The organism is Chryseosolibacter indicum (assembly GCF_018598585.1).
Classification (GTDB): Bacteria; Bacteroidota; Bacteroidia; order Cytophagales; family Cyclobacteriaceae; genus Chryseosolibacter; species Chryseosolibacter indicus.
In genome coordinates this window covers 19,157-42,952 of record NZ_JAHESD010000021.1, presented here as the reverse complement: position 1 = coordinate 42,952, position 23,796 = coordinate 19,157, and the positions used below count along the sequence as shown (strand labels likewise).

The window sequence follows — 23,796 nt, the reverse complement described above, 5'->3', positions numbered from 1 at the left end:
TCCGTCATTAAGGAGAGGGTTTTTCATCTAAGGATACGTGTAGATTGAATACGATAGCAATGATAACAAACGCCACAAGCCAAACTTTAAATGTTAATGCAGCTGCTTATGCATTGAAGAATGTTGCACTTAAAACTCCGTTGCAATTTCATGCAAAGCTTTCTGAAAAATTTAAAGCAGAGATTTACCTGAAGCGTGAAGACCTTCAGGTTGTCCGTTCATATAAAATTCGCGGTGCATATAATCTGATTCAAAGCTTGTCAGAAGAACAACGTAATCGTGGTGTTGTTTGCGCGAGCGCTGGTAATCATGCGCAGGGAGTTGCTTTCTCGTGTAAGAACCTTAACATTAAAGGCGTGATTTACATGCCTGCTATTACACCCAAACAAAAGATCAACCAAGTGAAGATGTTTGGTGGTGAAAACATCGAAATTGTATTGATTGGTGATACGTTTGATGAATGCCAGGCACATGCTGTTGAATTTACCCTTGCCAACAACATGGTTTTCATTCCTCCATTTGACCACATCAAGGTTATTGAAGGACAGGCCACCGTAGGAAAGGAAATATTGGATGAGTTATCCGGTATCGATTTTATATTCGTTCCAATAGGCGGCGGCGGGCTTTGTGCTGGTGTGGGCCAATACTTCAAGACCTATTCACCGAATACAAAAATCGTTGGTGTTGAGCCACAAGGAGCTCCTTCTATGAAAGAAGCACTTAAGGCAGGGAAGCCAGTGGTGCTGGATAAAATTCAGCGTTTTGTTGATGGTGCGTCCGTGAAGAAAGTTGGCGATCTTACGTTCGAACTTTCGAAAGATCTTATCTCTGATATGCTTCTTGTGCCGGAAGGAAAAGTGAGCTCAACAATTCTTCAGTTATATAATGAAGATGCCATTGTAGCAGAGCCTGCAGGAGCTTTGTCCATTGCCTCTCTTGAACAATATGCTGACAAGATAAAAGGCAAAAGAGTGGTGTGCATTGTTAGTGGTGGAAATAACGACATTGACCGGATGCAAGAGATCAAAGAACGTTCTTTACTTTATGAAGGCCTTAAGCATTACTTCATCGTTCGCTTTGCTCAACGTCCTGGTGCACTAAAAGAGTTCGTTAATCATATCCTCGGGCCCAATGATGATATTGTACGTTTTGAATTTATTCAGAAGCACAACAAAGAAACTGGTCCTGCATTAATTGGTATTGAAGTGAAATCTCGAGACGATTTCAATGCCCTTATCGAACGAATGAATAGCTATAAGTTGAATTATACATTAGTAAACCAGAACGAGAACCTGTTCGAGTATCTCGTGTAAGCGGATTTCCATGGTCTTGTTTTAGTCCTTCGTTTTCTATACGATGGACTTGATATGCAATTCTTTTTTACTTTGCAGTATGGAAGGATTCCAGGTTGTCGCCAAAAGGTTTATTAATACTACCCGCAGTCACCTGTTCATTACCGGTAAAGCAGGGACAGGGAAGACTACCTTTCTCAAGAACCTTGAAAAAATAACCCACAAAAGCTTTATTGTTGTTGCTCCTACGGGTATTGCAGCGTTAAATGCGGGTGGTGTTACTATTCACTCCCAGTTTCTTTTACCCCTTGGAACGTTTATTCCTGATCGTTCCCTACACGGAGAGCATTCGGAATCGGTTCCATGCTATACACAAAATACACTTGCACGAAATCATCCTCTAAACGGTGCCCGCAAACAGGTACTTCGTTCAATTGACCTTCTTGTTATTGATGAGGTAAGCATGTTACGAGCTGATTTGCTTGATGCCATTGACTATAGGATGAGGGCTGCCCGTGGAAATTTCAGGGAAAGCTTTGGCGGAGTACAGGTTCTTTTTATTGGCGACCTTTATCAATTACCTCCGGTAGTAAAGCGAGGAGAAGAATCAGTACTCAACAGGTACTATAAATCGCCATGGTTCTATGAGGCTAAAGCATTGGAGCAGGTTCAACTGGTTTTTATTGAGTTTGATAAAATCTATCGGCAGCATGACGAGACTTTTATTAATCTGCTGAATAACCTGCGGGACAACACCGTTACCCAACAGGATATTGATACCTTAAACAGGTATTACCATACACCTTCTGAAATCGAGGCATTAGAAGAGGTTATAACTCTTACTACCCATAACTTTAAAGCGGATGAATTAAACTCAAAGGCATTACAATCATTGCCAGGAAAGTCACATTTCTTTGTAGCCAATGTTGAAGGTGAATTTCCTGAAGGTATGTACCCGGTGCTTGAACGTATAGAATTAAAGGTTGGAGCACAAATTATGTTTGTAAGGAACGACCCGGAAGGAAATTACTACAATGGAAAACTGGCTACGGTAAAAGAAATTAACGGGAACGATGTTTGGGTTGAGCTGGCCGGAACAAGTACACGTTACAAACTTAAGCGCGAGCGATGGGAGAATAAAAAATACGCGTTGCAGAAGGATAACCTAGAGCTTGATGAAGAAGTAGTCGGTTCATTTGAGCAATTTCCGATCAAGCTGGCATGGGCAATTACAGTACATAAAAGTCAGGGATTAACTTTTGATAAGGCTATAATTGATGTTGGTCAGGCTTTTGCAGACGGACAAGTATATGTGGCACTATCCAGGCTTCGGACATTAGATGGACTTGTGCTACGAGCAAAGATACAATCAACGACCATCAGCACGGATAAGCAGATCGTAAGCTTTGTTAAGGAGAATCACCAACCAGACCGGTTAAATGAGGTCATTAAAGAGAGGCAGCATGGCTTTCTCGTGCAGTTAATAGAACAGACATTCGACTTTTCATCTCTTGCAAGAGACCTTCACTATACCATTAGGAATAATGAAACGGGAGCACATAAAGACGGCGTTAAAAGTGTTCTTCAGCCGATAGCTAATGCTCTTGATGCTGAAAAAGAGAATACAGTAAAGTATAGACGACAGCTTGCAGGTTTGCTTTCAGATCATGGATTGTTAGTTGAACGCCTTAGAAAGGGGAGTGACTATTACAAAACGCTGCTCGCTGAAAAATTAAAAACATTGGTATTGCACCAGCATGAGATGCATCAGCATAAACGAGTAAAAACATATGTCAATCAGCTGACAGAACTTGATGTGGCATTTACAAGGAAACTGGACGAGCTAGACAAAGTGCTGGTACTAACCGAGGCTATTCTTAATGGGAAAGAAAACATCGATGTAGAGCAACTCAAAGTACAAAGCACTGCAAAGCGATCCCTGATGATGGAAGAAATCAGGAAGTTAATGCCTGAAATATCAGTGAAAGAGCAAAAGAAGACCAAGAAGGAAAAGAAGGCCAAGAAAGATAAAACCTCAGAAAAGAGTACTTACGATATAAGCCTTGAACTCCTGAAGAGCGGAATGACTGTTACGGAGATCGCTGCGCAACGACAACTCGCTGTATCAACAATTGAAGGTCATCTGGCGAAGGGCGTGGCGTCGGGCGCTATACCTATTTCAACACTTGCAGATGACGAAACAGTTCGGGAAGTAAGCGAGGCCATTACCACTCTTCCCCAAGAATTTACTTTAAAGGAGTTGTTTGAGAAACTGAATGGCAGGTACGGATATGGTGTTTTGAAGGCGGTGGTAGCCCATACTGAAATGAGCAAATCTGACTGATCAAGGTAATTAATTTGCTATTACCTAACCTTTACTAAAGCTTTTCCACCTTCTGCTTTGTGCTTTTAAGCTTTCTGCTCCTATTATTAACTCCCTCAAATTCAGCCTTTAGAAAAAACTTTAACTTATTTTGTAACCTACATACCATTGTCCGGTAACTAACACGGATTGAATGATACGGAATACTAAACCCGGTCAAAACCGAAAAATTAAAGTAAGCAAAAGGCACTAAACTGAAGACTTGAATGACCGACGAATCGATAATGGAAGCCGTTAAAGACGGAAATCTTCAGCAGGCAACCTTGCTTTTCGAGCGGTATCATAAGCGCATCTTTAATTTTCTGGCCCAGATGACACGCGATCGTGAATTGGCAGAAGATCTTACGCAAAATGTATTCCTGCGGATTATCAAATACAGGCAAAGCTATCGTGAAGGTTCACGGTTCATGTCATGGATTTATCAGGTAGCAAGAAATGTGTTCTCAGACCATTATCAATCCAGCAAAAATAAAATCACGGGGTTCATAGAAGTAGAAAAAGTAAGCGATTACATGGCTGATTACAATGAAGCGGAAGACATAGATGAAAAGGAAAAACTGCTTCATCAGTGTATGGCTAAGCTTACTGAAGAGCAGCGGGAGTTGTTGGTGTTAACGAGATTTCAACATATGAAGTATGAAGAAGTTGCTGCCATCATGGATACTACAGTCGCCAACATTAAAGTAAAGGTGCATCGTTCGATCCTTAAACTAAAAGAGTATTACTTCGAACTGGAAAGAATATAGTAGCAATTAATTCGGGGTTAATCCCTAAAGTTAAGTATGGAAAGAGAAAAATTAGAAAGCCTCATTATTGATTATATAGATAATAGATTAAACTCAACTGATCGGCGTAGAGTAGAGCAGGAGTTGGTGGATAACGCCGAGGCTTACAGATTATATGAAGAGCTCAAAGAAGTAATCGAGATAATGGATGGTGCTTCCCGACTAGAGCCAAGTGAAAAGTTGAAATACAATTTTGAAGCTATGCTTGGTGAAGAAGTAAAGGCTTCAAAAAAAGCAAAGACAATAATTTTTCAACCAATGTTTTACAGGGCGGCCGCAGCGGTAGCGTTACTTGTTTTGGGTTGTGGAATTGGTTTTTGGATCAGTGAGAAAAATGAACAACAGCAACGCCTTTTAGCTATAGAGAATGAGATGAAGGCAACGAAACTAATGATGATGTCTATGCTTGATAATAGCACTTCAGCCAGTCAGCGGATGCAAGGCGTGAATGTTGCGCTTAACATGAACAAAGCTGACGATGAGATTGTGAGGGCTCTAGTTAAAGCAATGAATGAAGATCCAAATTCTAATGTGAGGCTGGCAGCATTAGATGCGTTAAGCAACTTTAGTGATGATGCTAAAGTAAGAAGTGTACTCATACAATCTCTGGAAACGCAGAAAGATCCCTTGGTTCAGATTGCACTGATTCAGTTGATGGTAAAAATGAAAGAGAAAGCAGTCATCAAGGATTTACAAAAGATGGTAAATGATACTGAAACGATGCAGGTTGTAAAGGATGAGGCATACTCAGGAATAATGAAACTTTCATGAAAGCTTGTAATATAGGTTAAGTAGTAAGGTTAAATAACATTGAAAATGAAAAAGAAATTAACAATAATTATTGTAATACTAGCATTCTGTTCTGAGTTTGAATTACTCGCGCAGGAATTTAAAATATCAAAAAATTCTGGTCGACTTGAGATACATCTGGGTCGGGTAACAGTTGAAGGTCATAATGGAAATGAGATTATATTTTCATCTACCAATAATCGTCATGAGAAGGATAAGCGCGCTGAAGGCTTAAGAACTGTAACTAGCCTTGGTTTGGAAGACAACACTGGGCTTGGGGTCAATGTAACAACAAAAGGTGACGTAATTGAGGTTCTTCAGCTAAAGAAAACCACCTCTCCAGACATTAAGATTCTTGTTCCAAAAGGGGTAATAGTTTCCTATCAGCACGAATCACAATATGGAAGCACTGCAAGGTTTATTAATCTTCCCAATGAAATAGAAATATCAGCGCAGTACAATAACGTTGAGCTTAAAAATGTTACTGGCCCTATAACAGCCAAAACAATTTATGGCAGCGTGGACGCAGTATTAGAATCAGTAATTAAAGATCCTATATCGATAGTGTCTATATATGGTCACGTAGATGTGTCTTTACCGGAAACAACAAAAGCAAATTTAAAGCTTAGTACATCTTACGGTGAAATATTGGTAGCACCGGAGTTTAAGATTGATATCGATAAGCAAGGATCCATGGTTAGCTATAGCGATAAGGTTAGTGGTAAAATCAATGGGGGAGGCTTAAATATTGATCTTAGCGCAAACTATGGTAAGGTCTACCTGAGAAGAAAGATTTAATAATATTTAAAAGAAAAGTTATGTATAAAAAGGTAATAGTTGGAGTAGTTGTACTGGTATTATCAAGTACGGTATTCGCGCAGGAATATAAGGTGTCTAAAACTTCAGGAAGGCTTAACATAGTTGAAGTAAATAATGTATCTATTGAAGGAACAACAGGTAATGAAATAGTTTTTAGTTCGCGGAGTAATATCAGGGAAAATGACGAGCGTGCAAAAGGACTAAGAGCTGTAAGCAGCATGGGTTTAGAAGACAATACCGGGCTTGGGCTATCCGTTCAAACAAAGGGCGATGTAATTGAAGTGCGGCAGCTTAAGAAAATGGATGGGCCTCAGATTACAATCAAGGTTCCAAAGGGTGTTGTCATTTCTTATAATCATACATCTCCCCACGGGCAGGATTTTAACCTAAAAAATATTGAGAATGAAGTCGAGGTATCTACCGTTCATAATGGAATTAATCTTGAAAATGTAACAGGTCCATTAAACATTAAAAGTGTGCATGGTGACATTGATGCAGTGTTAGGTGAAAATCTGAAGAATCCCATCTCGATGGTATCTGTTCATGGACCCATTGATGTTACCCTACCTGGCACAGTAAAGGCTTCTCTTAAATTGTCTACTACCTGGGGTGAGTTATTTGTTGCACCGGAATTAAAAATTGAAATGGATACTAAAGGGGATATGGTTCGCTACAGCGATCAATTCAGCGGGAAGATAAATGGAGGAGGTATTGAAATTAATCTCTCTTCAACGCATAACAATGTATATTTAAGAAAGAAGTAACATAAGAGGCATCCGGTTATTAAGCATCGGATGCTTTTAATTTTAAAACTTTATGAAAAGCTGGATATTCATAACACAGTTAATAATGCTTGTTTGTTGTGCGACATTTGCTCAAACAGCAATTAATAAAACGATTCCATTACAAAATGGACAAAGCATAGTAATGCATTTCGATTATCCTGAACTTGTAAAAGTCACAACTTGGGAGAAGAACGAGATTTTGATTACAGGAACAGTGAGTATAAATGAGGGAGAAAATGACGATGCTTTTACTTTAGACAATGTTGTCACTGGAAAAACAGTAACTGTCAGATCTGAGATAAAGAATTTAAAAAGTCTTCCTGTGCGTATTGTAGTGGATACTGATGGCCAAAAAATTGTTTTCAAGGATAAAGCGGCACTCAAAAAATACCAAAGTGAGCGTGGGCGATCATATAACTCAGTCTCTTATGGTCCGGAGATAGATATTGTTTTAGAAGTTAAGGTTCCCAGAAATGTAGATACAAAGGTCGAATCAATTTATGGAATGGTAGAAGTAACGAAGTTTGATGGACCTCTTTCTGTAGAGGCAACCTATGGAGGAGTAGACGCCGCATTGGCTGAGAAAACAGTTGGGGAGGTTACTGCTGAGACAAACTATGGAAACATCTATACCAATCTTGATGTAAAGTTTGGAGAGAACAATTTAACCAATGGTGACTTCCATACAGTTGTTGCCGCTAAGCTTGGCTCAGGTCCGAAGTATTCGTTTGAATCGAAGTATGGAAATGTATACATACGCAAAGCAACTTCTAATTAATTTTACATTGCATTAAATTTAAAAGCCGTCTTTCTCGAGACGGCTTTTTTAATCTGTCGCTTATTAAAGTTGAAAGTAAAAAAGAAATGTATCTTTGACTTTAATGGCAACACTTGGAAAAAGGGATTTTGATGCAGTTGTAGTAGGCTCCGGACCTAACGGTCTTGCGGCAGCAATTACACTTCAACAGGCAGGACTGTCGGTATTAATTGTTGAGGCGAAGGATACAATAGGAGGTGGTCTACGTACTGCAGAAGTAACGCTACCTGGTTTTAAACATGATATTTGTTCTGCTATTCATCCCTTAGCCATTGGGTCTCCCTTCTTTAGTACACTGCCATTAAAGAAGCACGGACTTGAATATATCTTTCCAACCTTTGCAGCAGCGCATCCATTTGATGATGGTTCAGCAGCAATACTCGATAGCTCTATTGAAAATACTGCGCACTTGTTAAGAAATGATAAGAAGGCTTATCTCCATATTATAAAGCCAGTAGTAAATAGTTGGAACGCAATAATTAAAGACATACTTGGTCCACTAAGTTATCCAAAGCATCCATTTGCCTTAGCTAAATTTGGTTTAAAGGCATTACAGCCTGCCGACTTTCTCGCTCAGCTTTTTTCTACAAAAGCTGGACGCGGACTTTGGGCTGGAATGGCAGCACACTCTATTCTGCCATTAAGTAAAGTTGCAACGTCTGCTATAGCATTGGTATTAATGAGTGCGGGCCATATCAAAGGATGGCCTATACCCAAAGGAGGATCGCAATCCATAGCTAACGCCCTGGCATCCTACTTCACTTCAATAGGAGGGCAAATACAAACTAATTTTTATGTAAAGTCATTAGATCAACTTCCGTCGTCACACGCCGTTTTATTTGACATTACACCTAAACAACTCCTCCAAATTGCAGGACATAAATTCTCATCACTCTATAAGTTTCAGCTTGAAAAGTATAAATATGGAATGGGCGTGTTTAAGGTAGACTGGGCATTAGATGATGTAATTCCTTTTACAGCAGCAGAAGCCAGACATGCAGGAACGGTACATATTGGAAACACCTACGAAGAAATCAGAGGTTCTGAAAAAGAAATATGGAGAGGAGGACATCCTGAAAAACCGTTTATACTATTAGCTCAACAAAGTTTGTTTGATCCAACACGCGCACCAGAAGGCAAACATACTGCATGGGCCTATTGCCACGTGCCCAATGGTTCAACGGTAGATATGACCGAGGTAATTGAAAAACAAATAGAGCGGTTTGCTCCTGGATTCAGAAGCAGAATTCTTAGCAGAAGTGTGATGAATACTTCGCAAATGGAAAGTTACAACGCCAATTATATTGGTGGGGATATTAATGGTGGTGCGATAACAATAGGTCAGTTGTTCACGCGACCGGCTTTAAGGTTATCTCCTTATCGTACCTCAGCAAAGGGCTTGTATATATGTTCATCTTCTACACCACCCGGCGGTGGTGTTCACGGCATGTGCGGATACAATGCTGCGAAACGCGCATTAAAGGATATATTTCATAAAAACGCCACGCCTATTTAAGGTTTGTGCCGAAAAGGCTTAACTTGATAGTCATAATTGTACGAAATGAAATTAACAGGTATAATTCTTTTGTATTTTATAAATATGAGTACAATGGCACAAACCGCATTACAAATAGGAGCTCCTGCTCCTGATTTTACTTCTAACAACCAGGACGGTAAAACTGTAAGCCTGCATGATTATAAAGGTAAAAAGGTTGTATTGTATTTTTATCCTAAAGATCAGACGCCTGGCTGTACTGCAGAAGCATGTAACCTTAGAGACAACATAGATGTATTAAAACAAGCTGGTTATGTTGTTCTGGGCGTTAGTCCTGATGATGAAGCATCTCATAAAGCTTTCCAGGAGAAATATGCTTTACCTTTCACGCTTATTGCTGATACAGATAAATCCATTCATCAGAAATATGGTGTTTGGGTAGAAAAGGAAAAGGATGGCAAAAAATACTGGGGCACTGCGCGTACCACTTTTCTTATTGATGAAAAAGGAGTTATAACAGAGGTAATCACTAATGTTGATACAGAACAACATACATTGCAGATCTTGAAATAAGAAGTTACCATCGTCAGAAAGAGACTAAGGTGGCCAATGTGCTGCCTTTTTTAATTTCTAGGCTATTCAAGGAATGTAAAACAATCGATAGAATAATAAATTTGGAGGTTATCCTTAATGTCTATTGATTTTGTAGATAAAAGAATACACTTTTGTCTATCAATACTATAGACTTATGAAGGTTTTATACCCATCCCTCTCACTGGCGTTATTATTATGCCTTACGTTAACTTCTCAGGCTCAAACTAATTTTACTTTAAAAGGCAAGGTTACCGATAGTAGCACTGACGAGCCCGTTGCCGGAGTAAATATCTCGATCAAGGGTACTGTGCTAGGTACCATAAGTGATGCTAATGGAAAGTATACCCTAACATCAAAGGTTCAGCTTCCCGTCACCTTGGTTGTATCATTCCTTGGGTATCGTACGCAAGAGATAACGGTTTCTTCTCCTGATCAGATTTTGGATATCAACCTCGTTGAAGGTGCCTTGTTAGGTGAGGAGATTGTTGTTTCGGCTTCAAGGGTTGAAGAATCAGAACTTAAGTCGCCAGTAGCAATTGAAAAACTTGATCTCCGATCTATAAAAGAAACTCCAGCACCTAGTTTTTATGATGCTCTTGAAAATGTAAAAGGTGTACAAATGACTACGTCAAGTATAACTTTTAAAGTCCCTAATACCAGAGGGTTTAATATCCCCAACAACTTTCGTTTTATGCAATTGGTAGACGGTGTTGACATGCAGGCGGCTACACTGGGGGTGCCATTAGGAAACGCAATCGGTCCTACTGAGCTTGACATAGAGAGTGTCGAAATTACACCAGGTGCTGCCTCTGCTTTGTATGGCATGAATGCAATTAACGGTATGGCTAACCTTACTACTAAAAGTCCATTCTTGTATCAGGGATTGAGTCTATACCACAAAACGGGAATTAATCATGTAGATGGTACTGATTATGACCAGAGTATCCTTACAGAATCGGCGATCAGATATGCCAAGGCTATTAACGACAAGTTTGCTTTTAAAATCAATGTAGGGTATATGCAAGGTGTTGATTGGCGATCTAACACGCGTCTTGATCAAAATCCTAACAATTTAAAAAGCGCTAACCCTTCATTTCCTGCTTTGAATGAAAGCAATGCTACTTTTGATGGTTGGAATAAGTATGGTGATGATGCCCTTGCCGGAAGTAATGTTGTATCCATAAGTGGACTAACAATTGATGGAAAAGCAAATCAAACATTGCGCGTAGCGCGTACCGGTTATTGGGAGACTGACCTTGTAAGTCCCAAAGTAAGTAATACTAAACTCGATGCTTCTCTGCATTATCGCTTTGGTGGTAATGCGGAGTTATCTTATAACTACCGCGTTGGACAGATGGATGGTGTGTTTCAAAGAGGTAACAAAATCAGACTTGAGAATGTAATTGTACAAAACCACAAACTGGAATTAAAAGGAAGTAACTACCTGGTGAGAAGTTATGTGTCCGTAGAAAATACAGGAGACTCTTATAACGTAAAGCCCCTCGCTGATAATATGGATCTTTATACAGGAGGATCAAATAGCAGTTGGGGTACAAAATATAAAAATGCACTTGCAGCCTATGCAAGCGAACATGGAGGTGTTTTAACATCAGACAACCTTGCAGCAGCAACACAGTATGCACGGGCACAGGCGGATGCCAGCCGTGCTGTTCCTGGTACACCTCGCTTTGATTCGCTTAAGAACGTAATTACATTAATCAACAATTGGGATATAAGATCTGCACAGATACCAAACGCGCCTGAAACCGGTGGTGCTGCTTTAATACAAAAGAGCAGAATGTATCATACAGAAGCACAATGGGATCTATCTAAAAAAGTGCAGGTATTTGATCTTCTGATTGGTGCGGATGCGCGGATATATCAAATAATTCCTGATGGCAATAACTTTGTAGATTTCTCTCGTCCTATCGAGGAGAGGAATTTGCCAAAAGCAGATGGTAGTTATGGAGACAATGTCCACTATAAAAAGTTTGGAGGGTTTGCTCAAGTAACGAAAACTCTTCTCAATGAAAAATTGAAATTGTTTGGTTCACTTCGCGGGGACTATAATCCTGAATTTGATCTCAAGTTTACACCGCGCCTTGCTGCAGTTTATACTTTAAAACAACATCATAACCTTAGAGTTACTTATCAGCAGGGCTATCGTTTCCCGGCTTTATTTGAAGCTTTGTCCTATGTTAATAATGGCAGGGTAAAAAGAGTAGGAAGCCTTTCTTACATCAATGAAGGCCTGGGCTATCTAGAAAATAGTTATACACAAGCTTCTGTTATTAACTTTAATGCTGCGGTTGCAGCACAAGGAAATACAGATGCTGCCGCATTAGCCAATCGTAATTTGCTTGTAGTAGCTAACCTTCCAAAGGCAACTCCTGAAAAGATCAACTCAATTGAATTTGGTTACAAGAGTGTGTTATTCGATAATAAGCTCTCCTTTGATTTTGATGCTTACAGCAACAGATATACAGGGTTCTTAGGTCAGGTGCAGGTTTATGTTCCAAAAGGTGAAACCGTAGGGTCAGATGCTGCTGTTATTGCCATGCTCGACCGAAATCGTGATGCTACAACAGCAAGCGGTGGTAACACAGCAAGTCAGGGGCAAGATCGCTATCGCGTTTATACAAATGCAAAAAACACATATCATAACTTTGGTTCTGCTTTGGGTGTCACCTACAATTTCTATAAAAAATTTATTGTAGCGGCTAATGTCAACTACAACGAAATGGAGGAGAATAACGCTAGTGATATTTTTGTGACAGGCTTTAATACACCTCAATGGACAACAAACATCTCATTTGGCAATCGGGAAATAGTTAAGAATCTCGGCTTTAATGTCGTATACAGATGGCAGGATTCATTCTTATGGGAAAGTCCGTTGGTAACTGGGAAGATTAAATCCTATAGTACTGTTGACGCGCAGGCCAACTATCGCTTTACTGCTATAAAAACTACAGTTAAGGTCGGCGGTTCCAATATATTTAATAAGCGTTTTATTCAATACGCCGGAGGCCCAACCATTGGTGGTCTCTATTATATTTCCCTTACTGTTGATGGGGTATTAACAAAGTAAATCAAGATATCTACAGCGATTAACTAATACGCGCACATGATTAAAATAGTATGGATAGCATGCATTGGCATCTTATCTGTTATCTCACTATATGCTCAGGTCAAGACAACCGATCGCAGTGAAATGACTTGGGTGGGTTATTTCAATCAAACACGGTTTACCGACAAATCAGGTCTGTGGCTCGATCTGCACCTTCGGTTAAACGATGAGTTTGTGAACGAGGTGAACCAAACCATTATAAGGGGGGCTTACATTTATTATTTCTCTGATAACGCAAGGCTGAACATTGGTCATGCCTACGTTACAAGGTATGGGCAGGGTTCCGCACCAAATGTTCCTGAACAGAGGCCTTGGGCCCAGATACAATGGTTTGAAAAGAAGAAGTACTTTAACCTGATGCAATGGTTTCGGGTTGAACACCGATTCAGAAGAAGAGTTTCAAATGGAGAGTTAACAAATGATTATAGCAAGAACTGGCGTTTCCGGTATAATTTTGCTTTAACCTTGCCTCTTAAAGGACATCAGGTTGTAGCCAAAACACCGTTTATTTTCTTTAACGATGAAATTCATATCAACGCCGGAAAGGAAATCACCAACAATTATTTTGATCAGAATCGGTTGTTTCTTGGCTTAGGCTATCAATTTACTTCACATCTTAATGCGCATCTCGGCTATATGTATATTTTTCAACAGGAGCCTGGAAATCATTTTGTTCATAGCAACACCATTCGTTTGTTTGTATTTCATAATATTGATTGGAGAGACAAGTCAGAGCCACAGTAGTAAGCTTTGACCAAAGGTTTTTTCGAAAGAGTAATTTCTTATATCTTCACGCACCTTTTTCTAAAAGGCATAAAGTTTTTTAATTACTCACTGATGGCATTACTGGAAAAGCAACTATTTGTTAAGAAGTCAACTATACCCAATTCAGGAAAAGGCTTATTTACCAAGAAATTTATCCCCAAAGGAACTCGTATTGTTGAGTACAAGGGCAGAATCTCAAGCTGGAAAGACGTAAAAGATGAAGACGGTAAAAACGGTTATATATTTTACGTAAATCGTAACCATGTTATTGATGGTAAGCCTTATGCAAAAGCGCTTGCACGATATGCAAATGATGCTAATGGGTTAACGAAAGTACCGGGCTTGGTTAATAATTGTGATTATGTGTTAGATGGATTGAAGGCCTACATTGAAGCGAAGAAAGACATACCTGCTGGTGCGGAGATATTTGTTGACTACGGCAAGGATTACTGGAAAGTAATCCGTGAGAATATAAAGCTTTGGAAAACCGAAGAAAAAGAAAGGCTTAAGAAAGAAGCAGCTAAGTCTAAATCTTCTGGTAAAACACAGAAAGCCGGGAAAACAAAAAAGAAAACAGTAAAAAAGAAAGCCTCTTAACGAAGAGCGCTTTCTAATTCATTAAGTCTTTGTGCTGCGCTAACAGCATACTCATCAAAACCTTGTCTTGCAGCTTCTCGGGCGTAAGCCTTCAAGAGCTTTATTGAATTAGGATTTCTGTAGATAGCATCAACCAGCAAATTATATGTTTGTTGCGATTTGGGATCTTGTTTCTTAAAGAAGTTAGATGCTGCAAGAACCCCTTCTTCAAAGAATGGATTGAATCTTCCAAGTACATTATAAATCTTCCCTGCCTGTGTAGTATCTCCGTTACTTTCAGCAAGCAATGCAGTGTATAACATCTTCTGAAGCTCATGCTCCTTATCAAATTCTACACCCTTGTTAATTTGCCTTGCAAGTGTACGCAAATCACCTTTTGATGCAAGCATTCTTAATTCAAGGTAACGGATATCATTAAACAAGCGCTTATCTGTAAGTTGAATTCCTCGTGTTTGTGTAAGAAAGCTAATGGCTTCCGGTAACAGATCTGCATTATAGAAACGCTGGGCGGCATCCAGCAATGCCTGAGCTTTGTAATTATTATTATCAAATGTACTGATTAGTCTCTTCAGGAAGAGCGTATCTTTTAACGCAACACGATAACGACTGTACTGATACTTATCGCCATCTTCTAATGTAAGAGCTTCCGTGGCAGAAAGTGTTAGTATTCTCCTCACTTGTGTTGCCGTGCTTCGTACCGATTGCTCTTCGGTAGTGGCAACTGAGTCCCATGCTATCAGTGCTTCATTGATACGCCGGGCTTCAGTTAATGCAATGGCGTTATAAAACCTTGCATGTTTATAGTCTGCTGTTTCAGCCTGACTAAAGTATGATGAGGCCACCTGAGGGTTTCCTTGCTCTAAAGCCCACAGGCCCATAATATAATTATACTTCCCTTTATAACTTTGGGTTGAGTAGGTTAAGCCACCAAGAATATCAAGTGCTTTTGCCAGATTTCCCTCGTGGTAATATGCATTGGCTAAAGAGGCCTTCAGTGCTTCGCTATAAGCATAATTAACCGAGTCCGAAGCAATTTTAAAGGCTTCTTCTATAAATGCTGTATCTAACGATTTCGCATTTCTGGTTATATAATTATTTAAAAAGGTGGCCGAGTATAAGTCCAGAACTTTCGTATTTGGTCTTTCTTCTATCTTAAGGGCTTGTCCGAATAAAGTAGCTACTGCCAATAAATTACTTAAAGTTGATGCAGACGTTGAGTTAAAAATACGAACAACGGAATCGGTATTAATAGGGATGTACTCAGCTGCAGCCATGGCCAGAAAGTTTGTTTCTGCAGACGACTTCACCTGGTCATTTTCTCTGGCCCTGTTAAGGTAGTATGAAGCTGAATCAAGTGAATGGACTTTCGCGTAAGCATAACCAAGATTGTTTTCGATTCTGGCAGAGCCTGGCATTTTCGTTGATGCTGATTTTAGTGACCTGATGCCATCAAAGTAGGCTTTAGTCCAGAAGTGAAGGTTTGCTTCGTTCACTAAAGAAAATTCAGTTGGGCGTCTCGTATTTGCCAGTTCGTAATTGCGGTATGCTCCTTCTATGTCAAGCCGTGTACTTTTCAATTTTCCGAGCACGTAATTTGCCCTGTTGTTAGCAAAGGCGCGGCTGCTACTTTGTTCATAGAACGATCGAGCAAACGACTCATTTTCCTGAAGTGTATAAAGATCAGCTACATAGTTGTAAAAGCCCGCTACGCTATGGTACACATATTCCCGCCAGTTAGAATAGAAGAGAAAAGCAAGTGAAGCGATAAGGCCAGCAAAGCGAAATGTGAAATACGGCATGCGATGAGGTTTGTACAAGATTCGCTTTATCTGAATACCACTTGCCATTACTGGCAAAAAGTTGGATAAGAAATAAGTGAAGAAGATAATACCGAAACCTGCATGGCAGAAGATGATAAAATCGCGAACAACTTTAAGGGTTGCATCATTCATATTGCCCAGCAGTTGCGCGCAGGTAATAAAACAAATACTACCCAGGGAAATAATAAAGAATGCTCCTGAAGGATGAAAAGAGAATATGTTTTCATATTGGGGTTCTCTTAACATGAATCCCCAGATACCCAGAATGGCAGACAGCGTTATCAATAAGTAAAGATTAATGTAAAGGAAGTTCCAGTTGATTACTCCCATTTCATGGAAACAGGTGATGAGGACATTAATAATGTAAATGAAACTTATAACTGAGAAATGCTTGACATTGTTAGTACCGCCCTGGTCTGTAATGTAGACAAATGATGCTGGAATTTCGTGTGCTACCGTAATGATGAAAAGAATACTTAATATAAGGGCAGGCGTATAAGCCGTAACTGCTAAATGAAGTATAGGATACGGCACCTGCGAAAAAAGTGCAATGATTATGCCTACGATTAACGTAAGTACAGCGAAGACTATCAACCTAAACGAAAACAACGCCGATGCTTTAATGTTTTTAAAGTAATAACCGATAGCAGTATAAATAACAATTACAGTTGCGGGAACAACGGAGCCACTTAAACCAAACAGTAAAAGAACATCGAGACGCAGACTAGCAACGAAAATTATGAACAAGCTCATGCCTGCTAAAAACCAGAACCTTTCAAGGGTCGTAATAAGGGTGAGCAGAAAGAGTGATGAAATTATAACAACAGCTAAAAAGACATAGGAGGCAAGTTGGTTGTGTACAACATCTCCGCCACCAAAATATTCGAAGATAACATAACTTTCTCCTGGTACAGCAAGCGTAAATGGACCAACCTTGAAAGAATGTACTGTTGTTTCTATTGTCTTCTGTTCCTGGATTCTCTCCCAGGCTATAACGCCGTTGCCATCATTAAAATAAAAGGCCCAGAGAAAGATTAGAGAAATAATGAACAAGCCGGAGAGAATATACCATAGCATACGATACTCGCTTGACCAGCTTCTCCAGAAGAATACAGATTGCATGAACAGTTAATTACTTTAATCTGCGAAGCTAAAGCAAGTATTGAGAATATAAAATAAAATAGGTGGGGTATGTATTGCTATGTAAGAAATGACTTTTTTAAGATAGCTTCGTTACTTGGTTCTGAAGATACTTTTTTTCCTGTTCCAGCGATGCTAATGACATTGCTCTTTCATAGTTTTCAATAGCTAGTGCATTTTCGCCTTTGCTCTTGTAAATTTTTGCAAGCAAGGCATAGTACATGTAGTAGTTCTTATACCAACTCCTATGTGGCGACTGTTCAAGAGCTGTTAATGCTTTGGCCGGCCCTTCGCTAAAAAATATTGCTGTTGCACGGTTAACATCTACAAAAGGCGAAGGTTGAATTTTAAGAAGTTGGTCATACAGTTCTTTTATAGCTGCCCAATTTGTAACTGAAAATGCATCAGCATTACAATGAAGAGCAGCAATAGCGGCTTCAAGAATAAAACGGGTAGGAGTAGAGCCAATAATTTGCTTCAGGTAATACGATGCAAGACGAATCAAATCCTTGTCCCATAAACTGCGATCCTGGTTTTCAAGATCAATAAACTCATTGTTGGAAATGCGTGACTCAAACCGTGCAGTATGAAAACACATCAGCGCCATTAAAGCATATGTGTCGTTCGTTTTTATTTCAGAAATATCTAGAATAGTCTTTATCAATCGTAGTGCTTCTATACACAACTCTTTTCTGATGGCTTCGTTACCATTTGTTGCCTGATAACCTTCATTAAATAACAGGTAGATGGCCAGGTGAACGGTGTGCAACTTTTCATGTGACCGGAGGAGGAAAGGCACATGCATTGTGACTTTTTCCGCTATAAGTGTTTGCCTGCTGCGAGCACACATTTTCATAACAGCCTCATCCGTCATAGCCAATGCTCTGGCAATTTCTTCGATCCTTAAACCACAGATATGCTTAAGGATGAGCACTACCTGGGCCTTAGGAGAAAGACTGTGGTTGCAGCATGCAAATAACAAGCGAAGCTGATTGTCTTTGATTTCATGATCAAGAAATAGTTGGTCGAACTGGTAATCAGTTTTCCCCTTATCAGGAAAGCTCATGTCACCACTTAGCTGGGTCTGTTTTTTAGCGATAGCATTAATCGCTTTATTCTTACAGACCTTGAATAGCCAGGCATCTGGTTTTTCAGGGAGTCCCTTTAATTGCCATTGTTCAAATGCGGTAATAAAAGTTTCCTGAACTATATCTTCAGCCATTGCAAGATTGGTAAGTCCAAAATACGAAGCCAATGAGGCCACCATCTTACCTGAGAGGTCTCGATACAATAGGTTCACCTTTTCGGATATTTCAGCACTCATGGTGTTTTGCTGTGTTGTGTTGTGCGCTTTCAGGCAAGATAAGATTTTATAAGGGCAGTTCGTTAGTCTCTAAAGGTGGAGCGCCATTACGTCAAAATATCTGCCTTGGTACACAACGCAGGAGCGGCACGGAAGCGTGAAACAATAGTCAGGGTTCGGTCTCCTACCAGTGACGCATTAGTAATCCTTCTGCCATTCTTCTGCAATCCTTCTATCAACCTTCATAAAAAGCCCTTTTTATTGAAGAATCATTGAATTTTCAGTGAATCATCACACTATCACTACTGATTCACAACTGAACCGCCATGGTAACTACGCTGATCCATTTCCGCTTTTACATACTAGAATTTCTGTATAGGTCTTATCTCCAGGCTTTTAACATTTCTTCCGATAAGGGGGCAAGCCTGCGCTATCTGTGCCGCCTGTTCAATGTTTTCGGCCTGTATTATCAGGTATCCACTTAAAGCTTCTTTGGTTTCAATAAAAGGGCCATCCGTCAGAATTCCTTCCTTTCGGGCTACGCGTATTTCTGGTTCAAGCGGATCTCCGGATACGTAGTTTCCGGACCTCGACAAAGCTTCTACCCATTGTATCATCGTGTTTATGTCCTCCTGCATTTCTTCCTCAGTCATATTTTTTAACGCATCAAGGTCTTCCCGGATAAATAGCATAAAGTGTTTCATTATGTTAAAGTTTAAGGATTAAGATGATTGTTGGTTCTAAATTGTAGTAAGGGTTATAAAGATATAATGACTAAAAGATACTATCTCTGTTACTGATTGTCGTAGTAGGTGGCGTCACGAACTACTTTCCCATCTTTAAAAGTAAGAATAGTACATATGGGTAAGTTGAGCTTTTCACCTTGTACAGATGTTCCGGTAGATACAAACTCGATAATCACGTTTTCTCCTGACGGGTATATTGATTTAAGATCAACCCGGATATCGTTAAAGTATTCTTCCAGGTGCTGATGGCGCTTTAAAATAGTTTCAGGGTCCTGAATTGGTTTACCAAGAGAAGCATCATGAAAAACAGCATCTTTGCTATAATAGCTCAACATTTGTTCCCATTTATGGGCATTGAAGGCCTCGAAAATGTGCTGTGTTGCTTCGAGGTTCTTATTCCTGTTTTGTGCATGTGATACAAATGCAATTAAAACGAAAGCAAGGCATGGAATTATTTTTGTCATGATTTTATGGTTAAGTTCGGACTATAGACAGGATGGCTATTGATTTCCGGACATGTTTTTTAAAAAATGTTTAGACCCTGAAATTGCATGAAAGTCCTTTTTGTTATCAATCCAGCTGCTGGAGGTACAGATCATAGTAAAACGATCGATGCCATGCGGCAGCTGACGGCAGAGAAGGGTTATCAATCAGAGATTCTTTTAACCACTGGTGAGCGCGATAAAGAAAACCTGATACGATGCATAGAAAAATTTGGACCGGATCGGGTAATAGTAGGAGGGGGCGATGGTACGATCAGAATGGTCGCTGAAAACATTATTCCTTATAAACTCACCCTAGGTATCTTACCCTTGGGTTCAGCCAACGGGCTTGCAACTGCTTTGGGTATAGCTTCCAATCCCATACAAGCACTTGAGCAGATATTTCAGGCAACAAATATAAGATCAATGGATATGCTGCGCTTCAACGAAGAGCATTTGTGTATACATGTAGGCGATATTGGAGTTAATGCACTACTTGTAAAGAAATACAATGAATCGGGTGAGCGTGGTATGATCGGTTATGCGAAAAATCTTTTATCATCTATACAAGAAAGTCCATTGCTGAAAACAATTATCCGTACAGCGGATGGAATAATTACGAAGGAGGGTTATATGATGGCATTTGCAAATGCACACATGTACGGTACAGGGGTTCATATTTCAGAAGGATCTGTATCAGATGGTAAATTTGAAATATGTAATGTTGAAAAGCTAGCGCTTGATGCTGCTATAAAAGCGGGGTTAACCATTCTCAATGTTTTTATCGATAAAAATATGTTTTCAGATGTTATCAGCTGCACAGAAGCTGAGGTTGAAATAGATCAAAAGGTTCCATTCCAAATTGATGGCGAATACATGGGGATGGTTGACCATCTGAGAATAGAAGCTTTACCCGGAGTTATTAAGTTATTGGTATAGGTGCTGAAGAAAATTCCGATACTTCTGAGTTTTTATGCGCTTACCAACGGAAGCGAAACCTTAACTTTTGGGCAGCTGACCTATACTAAAATAAACGACCTAAGTTTTACAGATTATAACAGGAGGAAGACATTCCGTACTTTATTACGTCTCTACCAGACAAAGCCTTTCTCAAACCAACAGATTGTTCTTGAGTTTAATGAGATCCAAGTAAAAGTTAAGACAAATGTTTATGGTGCTTTTTATGAAAAGATACCGCTTGACTTAAAAGGCAGTACACTTACTAAAGTTATTGTTTCAACTGGTGAAGAAGTTAAGTTGATTGATGGCCTTTACGATAAATATATTCACCACTTTGGCAGTGATAAAATAGTTGTTTCTGATATTGATGACACCCTTTTGCATTCTTTCATCAAAAAGAAATTGAGAAAGTTTCGTGCCCTTATGCTTACCACAATGGAGAAGCGTAAGGTAGTTGAAAACATGCAGCATTTAATGAACAAATTTGTAATGCAGGGGGCGATACCGGTTTACTTATCCAACAGCGAGCAAAATCTTTATCCCCTTATATACCGCTTTCTTTTCCATAATAAATTTCCACGTGGCCCATTGTTCTTAAAGCAGATGAGAACCCTGTGGGATGTGGTAAGAAATATTAAATACCCTCTTCAGGATATTCACAAAACAACTACGCTTCAAGAATTAATACAGTTCTTCCCCGAGAAGAAATTCATTTTAATGGGTGATAATACGCAACGCGATATTTTTATCTATCTAGATGTTGCCGAAAAGTTTTATGAAAGAATTGATTGTATTATAATACGGAAGGTGGTCAACAACAAAAATGAAACTGCGTTAATAGAACAATCAATAGAAAGGCTTAAAGGGAGAGATATAAAGTTTTACTACGCAGAAGACTTTCCTGGCGAATTTCCATTGCCCGATAACCATTAATCAAACTCAAAGTTCGGATTTTGCCAGCTCATCGGAATATCTGCCTCGTACGTATTTTGTGCAGTTCTTATTCGCATTTCGAACCGTCCTTCTATCTGAAATCCTAAAGCCTGATAAAACTGAATGGCCTTTGTGTTACTTTCGCGCACAATCAATTCAACCTTTCCTATATCAGTTTTATTAAGAGCAATCTCCTCCTGGAAAATGGTAAAAATCGTTCTTCCAATTTTTCTTCCCTGAAAGTTCGGATGTACAGCTATTGTGAGATTAGAAAAAATATGTCTGAATGCATGAATGCCCGGACTGTAAGCATGTATTTCGCCAATAATTTTCCCAGGTGCTTCTTCATGTTCTGCAACAAGTATAAGGCCTTTTTCAAGACTTCTTTTTATAAACTCTTCAACATATTCATCGGTAATTTCGTTTTCGAGTCTGATAATTGTGTTTGAAGAACGTGCTACTTGCTGGTAGAGTTCTTTTATTTTCTTTGCGTCTTCCGGCTCTGCTATACGAATTATCATAGAGCAAATCTATATTACTAAAGATTAATCCTCAAATGTATTTTACAGAAGAGGTTTTACATTAACAGGAACGTTTTTAAACTTCAGTTAAAGGTAACGTTTGCCAATTCCTGTACTTGTTTTTCAGCTACTTTCGGAGGGGTAAGTTTAAGAATTTTATTCCTGATGCTTACGAGAAGAGGATGATCAAGCTGTGCTATTTTCCCAATGTACCAAGATTTATTAACGATGTCAGTTGTTCTTTTTATTCGTTTCTTTTCAAACAACGTAAACGCTTCTTCTGCCGAAGGAGCTGCCTCAATATAATTTGCCAGCGTTGCTGCATCTTCAATTGCCATACATGCGCCTTGCCCCATATTAGGAGTTGTTGCGTGAGCGGCATCACCCAATAAAACAATGTTGCCGAATGCAAATCTTTTTATTGGCTTAATGTCTATGATGTCATTCCAGATTAACTGACTGCTTTGCGTATGTTTGATTATATCAGTAACAGGAGAATGGAAATTACTGAAAAAGGTGAGGAGGTCAGGAATATGCATTGCTCTCATTAAGGGGTCATTCTTCTTTGCGTTGATACAAGCAAACCAATAGAGTTTGTTATTACGAAGTGGCGCAATTCCGAAACGACACCCCCGGCCCCATGTTTCCGTTGTTTCGGTCATATCGACCGTGTCAGGTATATTGTCAATAACTGCGCGCCAGCAGGTATAGCCTGCATACCTTGTTTCACTTTCGGGTAAAAGTTTTTTTCTTATTACAGAATGAATTCCATCACAGGCAATAACATAATCCGCGAAAGCGGTACTTCCATCATGAAATTCAAGGGTAACACCATTGGGTTGTTGTTGAAAGCCTACGCAACCCTTATTCAGCCGAAGTGTTCCTGGTTGTAGATAATGGATCAGGATCTGATGTAGATCAGCCCGGTGTATTGCAAAATTATTTACTAACCCAAACTTGTTAGCGAGTTTTTCAGAATCGGTTTCTGCTAATACGCTTCCATCAGTGTTTTTGATTCGTAGTGCCTTTAAGATTTTTCCTGCCTCAAGTATACTGGTATCAATACCGATTTCAGCGAAAGCTTTGATGGCATTAGCTGCGAGGACGAGCCCTGCTCCAAGTGGTTTTATGGCAGTCGCTTGTTCATAAACCAAAACATTAAATCCTTTTTTCTGTAGCGCGATTGCCAGCGTAAGTCCGCCGATTCCTCCTCCAACTACCGCATAGGTTTTTGATTTTGCCACTGCTTCTTTTGAGAATATTTTCTTCTGAACCTTTTCTTGATATCAGGATTTTCCTGAACCGCAAGCGAGAAGTTTGACAGTGCTATCTGGAAAAGTGCCAGATATGAATTGGTATAAATGCTATTGCTGAGCTTGATATTGTTTTCCATAGCGATACTTTAATCAAATGACAATTACAAAGACGTTTTCCCCTATTGTAAATTGTATGAACTCAATTTCAATACCAATTTTTAATATCTTTCTTCATTGCCGTGCAGTGGACCTAACGGAAAATGCGGTGCAATGGTTATAATTGAAGTAATAAAGTATCTGAAGACAATTCAATTCGATCTACCTTAAGACTTACAGGGATAGATATAAAAGAAAAGCTGCATGCTATCAGTAATCGTTACCCTAGCA

The 23,796-nt window shown here is 39.4% G+C and carries 21 protein-coding genes; 14 read left to right on the top strand and 7 right to left on the bottom strand.

Annotated features, from left to right (window positions below; all coding sequences use genetic code 11):
- Positions 1-59 precede the first annotated feature (59 nt).
- The 12 genes from ilvA (at position 60) to KK060_RS11105 (ending at position 14,248) form a co-directional block, all read left to right on the top strand.
- Positions 60-1,313: a threonine ammonia-lyase IlvA gene (gene ilvA / locus KK060_RS11160; protein WP_254153812.1), complete on the top strand. Its 1,254-nt coding sequence runs from the start codon at positions 60-62 to the stop codon at positions 1,311-1,313.
- A 79-nt stretch (positions 1,314-1,392) separates the two neighbouring features.
- Complete coding sequence (locus tag KK060_RS11155) at positions 1,393-3,636, top strand: helix-turn-helix domain-containing protein (protein WP_254153811.1); 2,244 nt, start codon at positions 1,393-1,395, stop codon at positions 3,634-3,636.
- A gap of 245 nt (positions 3,637-3,881) precedes the next feature.
- The gene (locus tag KK060_RS11150; protein WP_254153810.1) at positions 3,882-4,421 is read left to right on the top strand and encodes an RNA polymerase sigma factor; all 540 of its coding nucleotides are present in this window, start codon (positions 3,882-3,884) and stop codon (positions 4,419-4,421) included.
- 36 nt (positions 4,422-4,457) lie between these two features.
- Positions 4,458-5,231: a HEAT repeat domain-containing protein gene (locus KK060_RS11145; protein ID WP_254153809.1), complete on the top strand. Its 774-nt coding sequence runs from the start codon at positions 4,458-4,460 to the stop codon at positions 5,229-5,231.
- Between the two features lie 45 nt (positions 5,232-5,276).
- The gene (locus tag KK060_RS11140; RefSeq protein ID WP_254153808.1) at positions 5,277-6,047 is read left to right on the top strand and encodes a DUF4097 family beta strand repeat-containing protein; all 771 of its coding nucleotides are present in this window, start codon (positions 5,277-5,279) and stop codon (positions 6,045-6,047) included.
- Between the two features lie 20 nt (positions 6,048-6,067).
- Complete coding sequence (locus tag KK060_RS11135) at positions 6,068-6,832, top strand: DUF4097 family beta strand repeat-containing protein (RefSeq protein ID WP_254153807.1); 765 nt, start codon at positions 6,068-6,070, stop codon at positions 6,830-6,832.
- A gap of 52 nt (positions 6,833-6,884) precedes the next feature.
- Entirely contained in the window at positions 6,885-7,631 is a 747-nt protein-coding gene (locus KK060_RS11130; protein WP_254153806.1) for a hypothetical protein, read from the top strand.
- Between the two features lie 103 nt (positions 7,632-7,734).
- Positions 7,735-9,186 (top strand): phytoene desaturase family protein, encoded by a 1,452-nt coding sequence (locus KK060_RS11125; protein ID WP_254153805.1) that lies wholly within the window; start codon positions 7,735-7,737, stop codon positions 9,184-9,186.
- Between the two features lie 93 nt (positions 9,187-9,279).
- Positions 9,280-9,738: a thioredoxin-dependent thiol peroxidase gene (bcp, locus tag KK060_RS11120; protein ID WP_254153804.1), complete on the top strand. Its 459-nt coding sequence runs from the start codon at positions 9,280-9,282 to the stop codon at positions 9,736-9,738.
- 175 nt (positions 9,739-9,913) lie between these two features.
- Entirely contained in the window at positions 9,914-12,847 is a 2,934-nt protein-coding gene (locus KK060_RS11115) for a TonB-dependent receptor (protein ID WP_254153803.1), read from the top strand.
- 36 nt (positions 12,848-12,883) lie between these two features.
- The gene (locus KK060_RS11110; protein ID WP_254153802.1) at positions 12,884-13,630 is read left to right on the top strand and encodes a DUF2490 domain-containing protein; all 747 of its coding nucleotides are present in this window, start codon (positions 12,884-12,886) and stop codon (positions 13,628-13,630) included.
- A gap of 93 nt (positions 13,631-13,723) precedes the next feature.
- The gene (locus tag KK060_RS11105) at positions 13,724-14,248 is read left to right on the top strand and encodes an SET domain-containing protein (protein ID WP_254153801.1); all 525 of its coding nucleotides are present in this window, start codon (positions 13,724-13,726) and stop codon (positions 14,246-14,248) included.
- Here KK060_RS11105 and KK060_RS11100 read toward each other — a convergent pair.
- From KK060_RS11100 to KK060_RS11085, 4 genes are all read right to left on the bottom strand, one after another.
- A complete protein-coding gene (locus tag KK060_RS11100; RefSeq protein ID WP_254153800.1) occupies positions 14,245-17,190 on the bottom strand; it encodes a hypothetical protein in 2,946 nt (981 codons plus the stop codon). The genes KK060_RS11105 and KK060_RS11100 overlap by 4 nt on opposite strands.
- A gap of 97 nt (positions 17,191-17,287) precedes the next feature.
- Entirely contained in the window at positions 17,288-18,532 is a 1,245-nt protein-coding gene (locus KK060_RS11095) for an RNA polymerase sigma factor (RefSeq protein WP_254153799.1), read from the bottom strand.
- A 341-nt stretch (positions 18,533-18,873) separates the two neighbouring features.
- On the bottom strand, positions 18,874-19,215 hold the full coding sequence (locus KK060_RS11090; protein ID WP_254153798.1) for a YciI family protein: 342 nt from the start codon (positions 19,213-19,215) through the stop codon (positions 18,874-18,876).
- Between the two features lie 89 nt (positions 19,216-19,304).
- Positions 19,305-19,721 carry a nuclear transport factor 2 family protein gene (locus tag KK060_RS11085; protein ID WP_254153797.1) on the bottom strand — a complete coding sequence of 139 codons (417 nt, stop codon included), beginning with the start codon at positions 19,719-19,721 and terminating at the stop codon, positions 19,305-19,307.
- Between the two features lie 87 nt (positions 19,722-19,808).
- Between KK060_RS11085 and KK060_RS11080 the strand changes: the two genes are divergently transcribed.
- Positions 19,809-20,678, top strand: coding sequence for a diacylglycerol/lipid kinase family protein (locus KK060_RS11080; RefSeq protein ID WP_254153796.1), 870 nt, complete (start codon positions 19,809-19,811; stop codon positions 20,676-20,678).
- On the top strand, positions 20,679-21,632 hold the full coding sequence (locus tag KK060_RS11075; RefSeq protein ID WP_254153795.1) for a phosphatase domain-containing protein: 954 nt from the start codon (positions 20,679-20,681) through the stop codon (positions 21,630-21,632).
- Here the strand turns inward: KK060_RS11075 and KK060_RS11070 are convergent.
- The 3 genes from KK060_RS11070 to KK060_RS11060 all read right to left on the bottom strand — a co-directional run bounded on the left by KK060_RS11070 (position 21,629) and on the right by KK060_RS11060 (position 23,546).
- Positions 21,629-22,153, bottom strand: a complete 525-nt coding sequence (locus tag KK060_RS11070) for a GNAT family N-acetyltransferase (protein WP_254153794.1) — start codon at positions 22,151-22,153, stop codon at positions 21,629-21,631. The two genes, KK060_RS11075 and KK060_RS11070, sit on opposite strands and share 4 nt — an antisense overlap.
- Positions 22,154-22,236: 83 nt before the next feature.
- Positions 22,237-23,397, bottom strand: a complete 1,161-nt coding sequence (locus tag KK060_RS11065) for an FAD-dependent monooxygenase (RefSeq protein WP_254153793.1) — start codon at positions 23,395-23,397, stop codon at positions 22,237-22,239.
- Positions 23,370-23,546 (bottom strand): hypothetical protein, encoded by a 177-nt coding sequence (locus tag KK060_RS11060; protein WP_254153792.1) that lies wholly within the window; start codon positions 23,544-23,546, stop codon positions 23,370-23,372. The genes KK060_RS11065 and KK060_RS11060 overlap by 28 nt, the downstream gene beginning before the upstream one ends.
- Positions 23,547-23,796 lie beyond the last annotated feature (250 nt).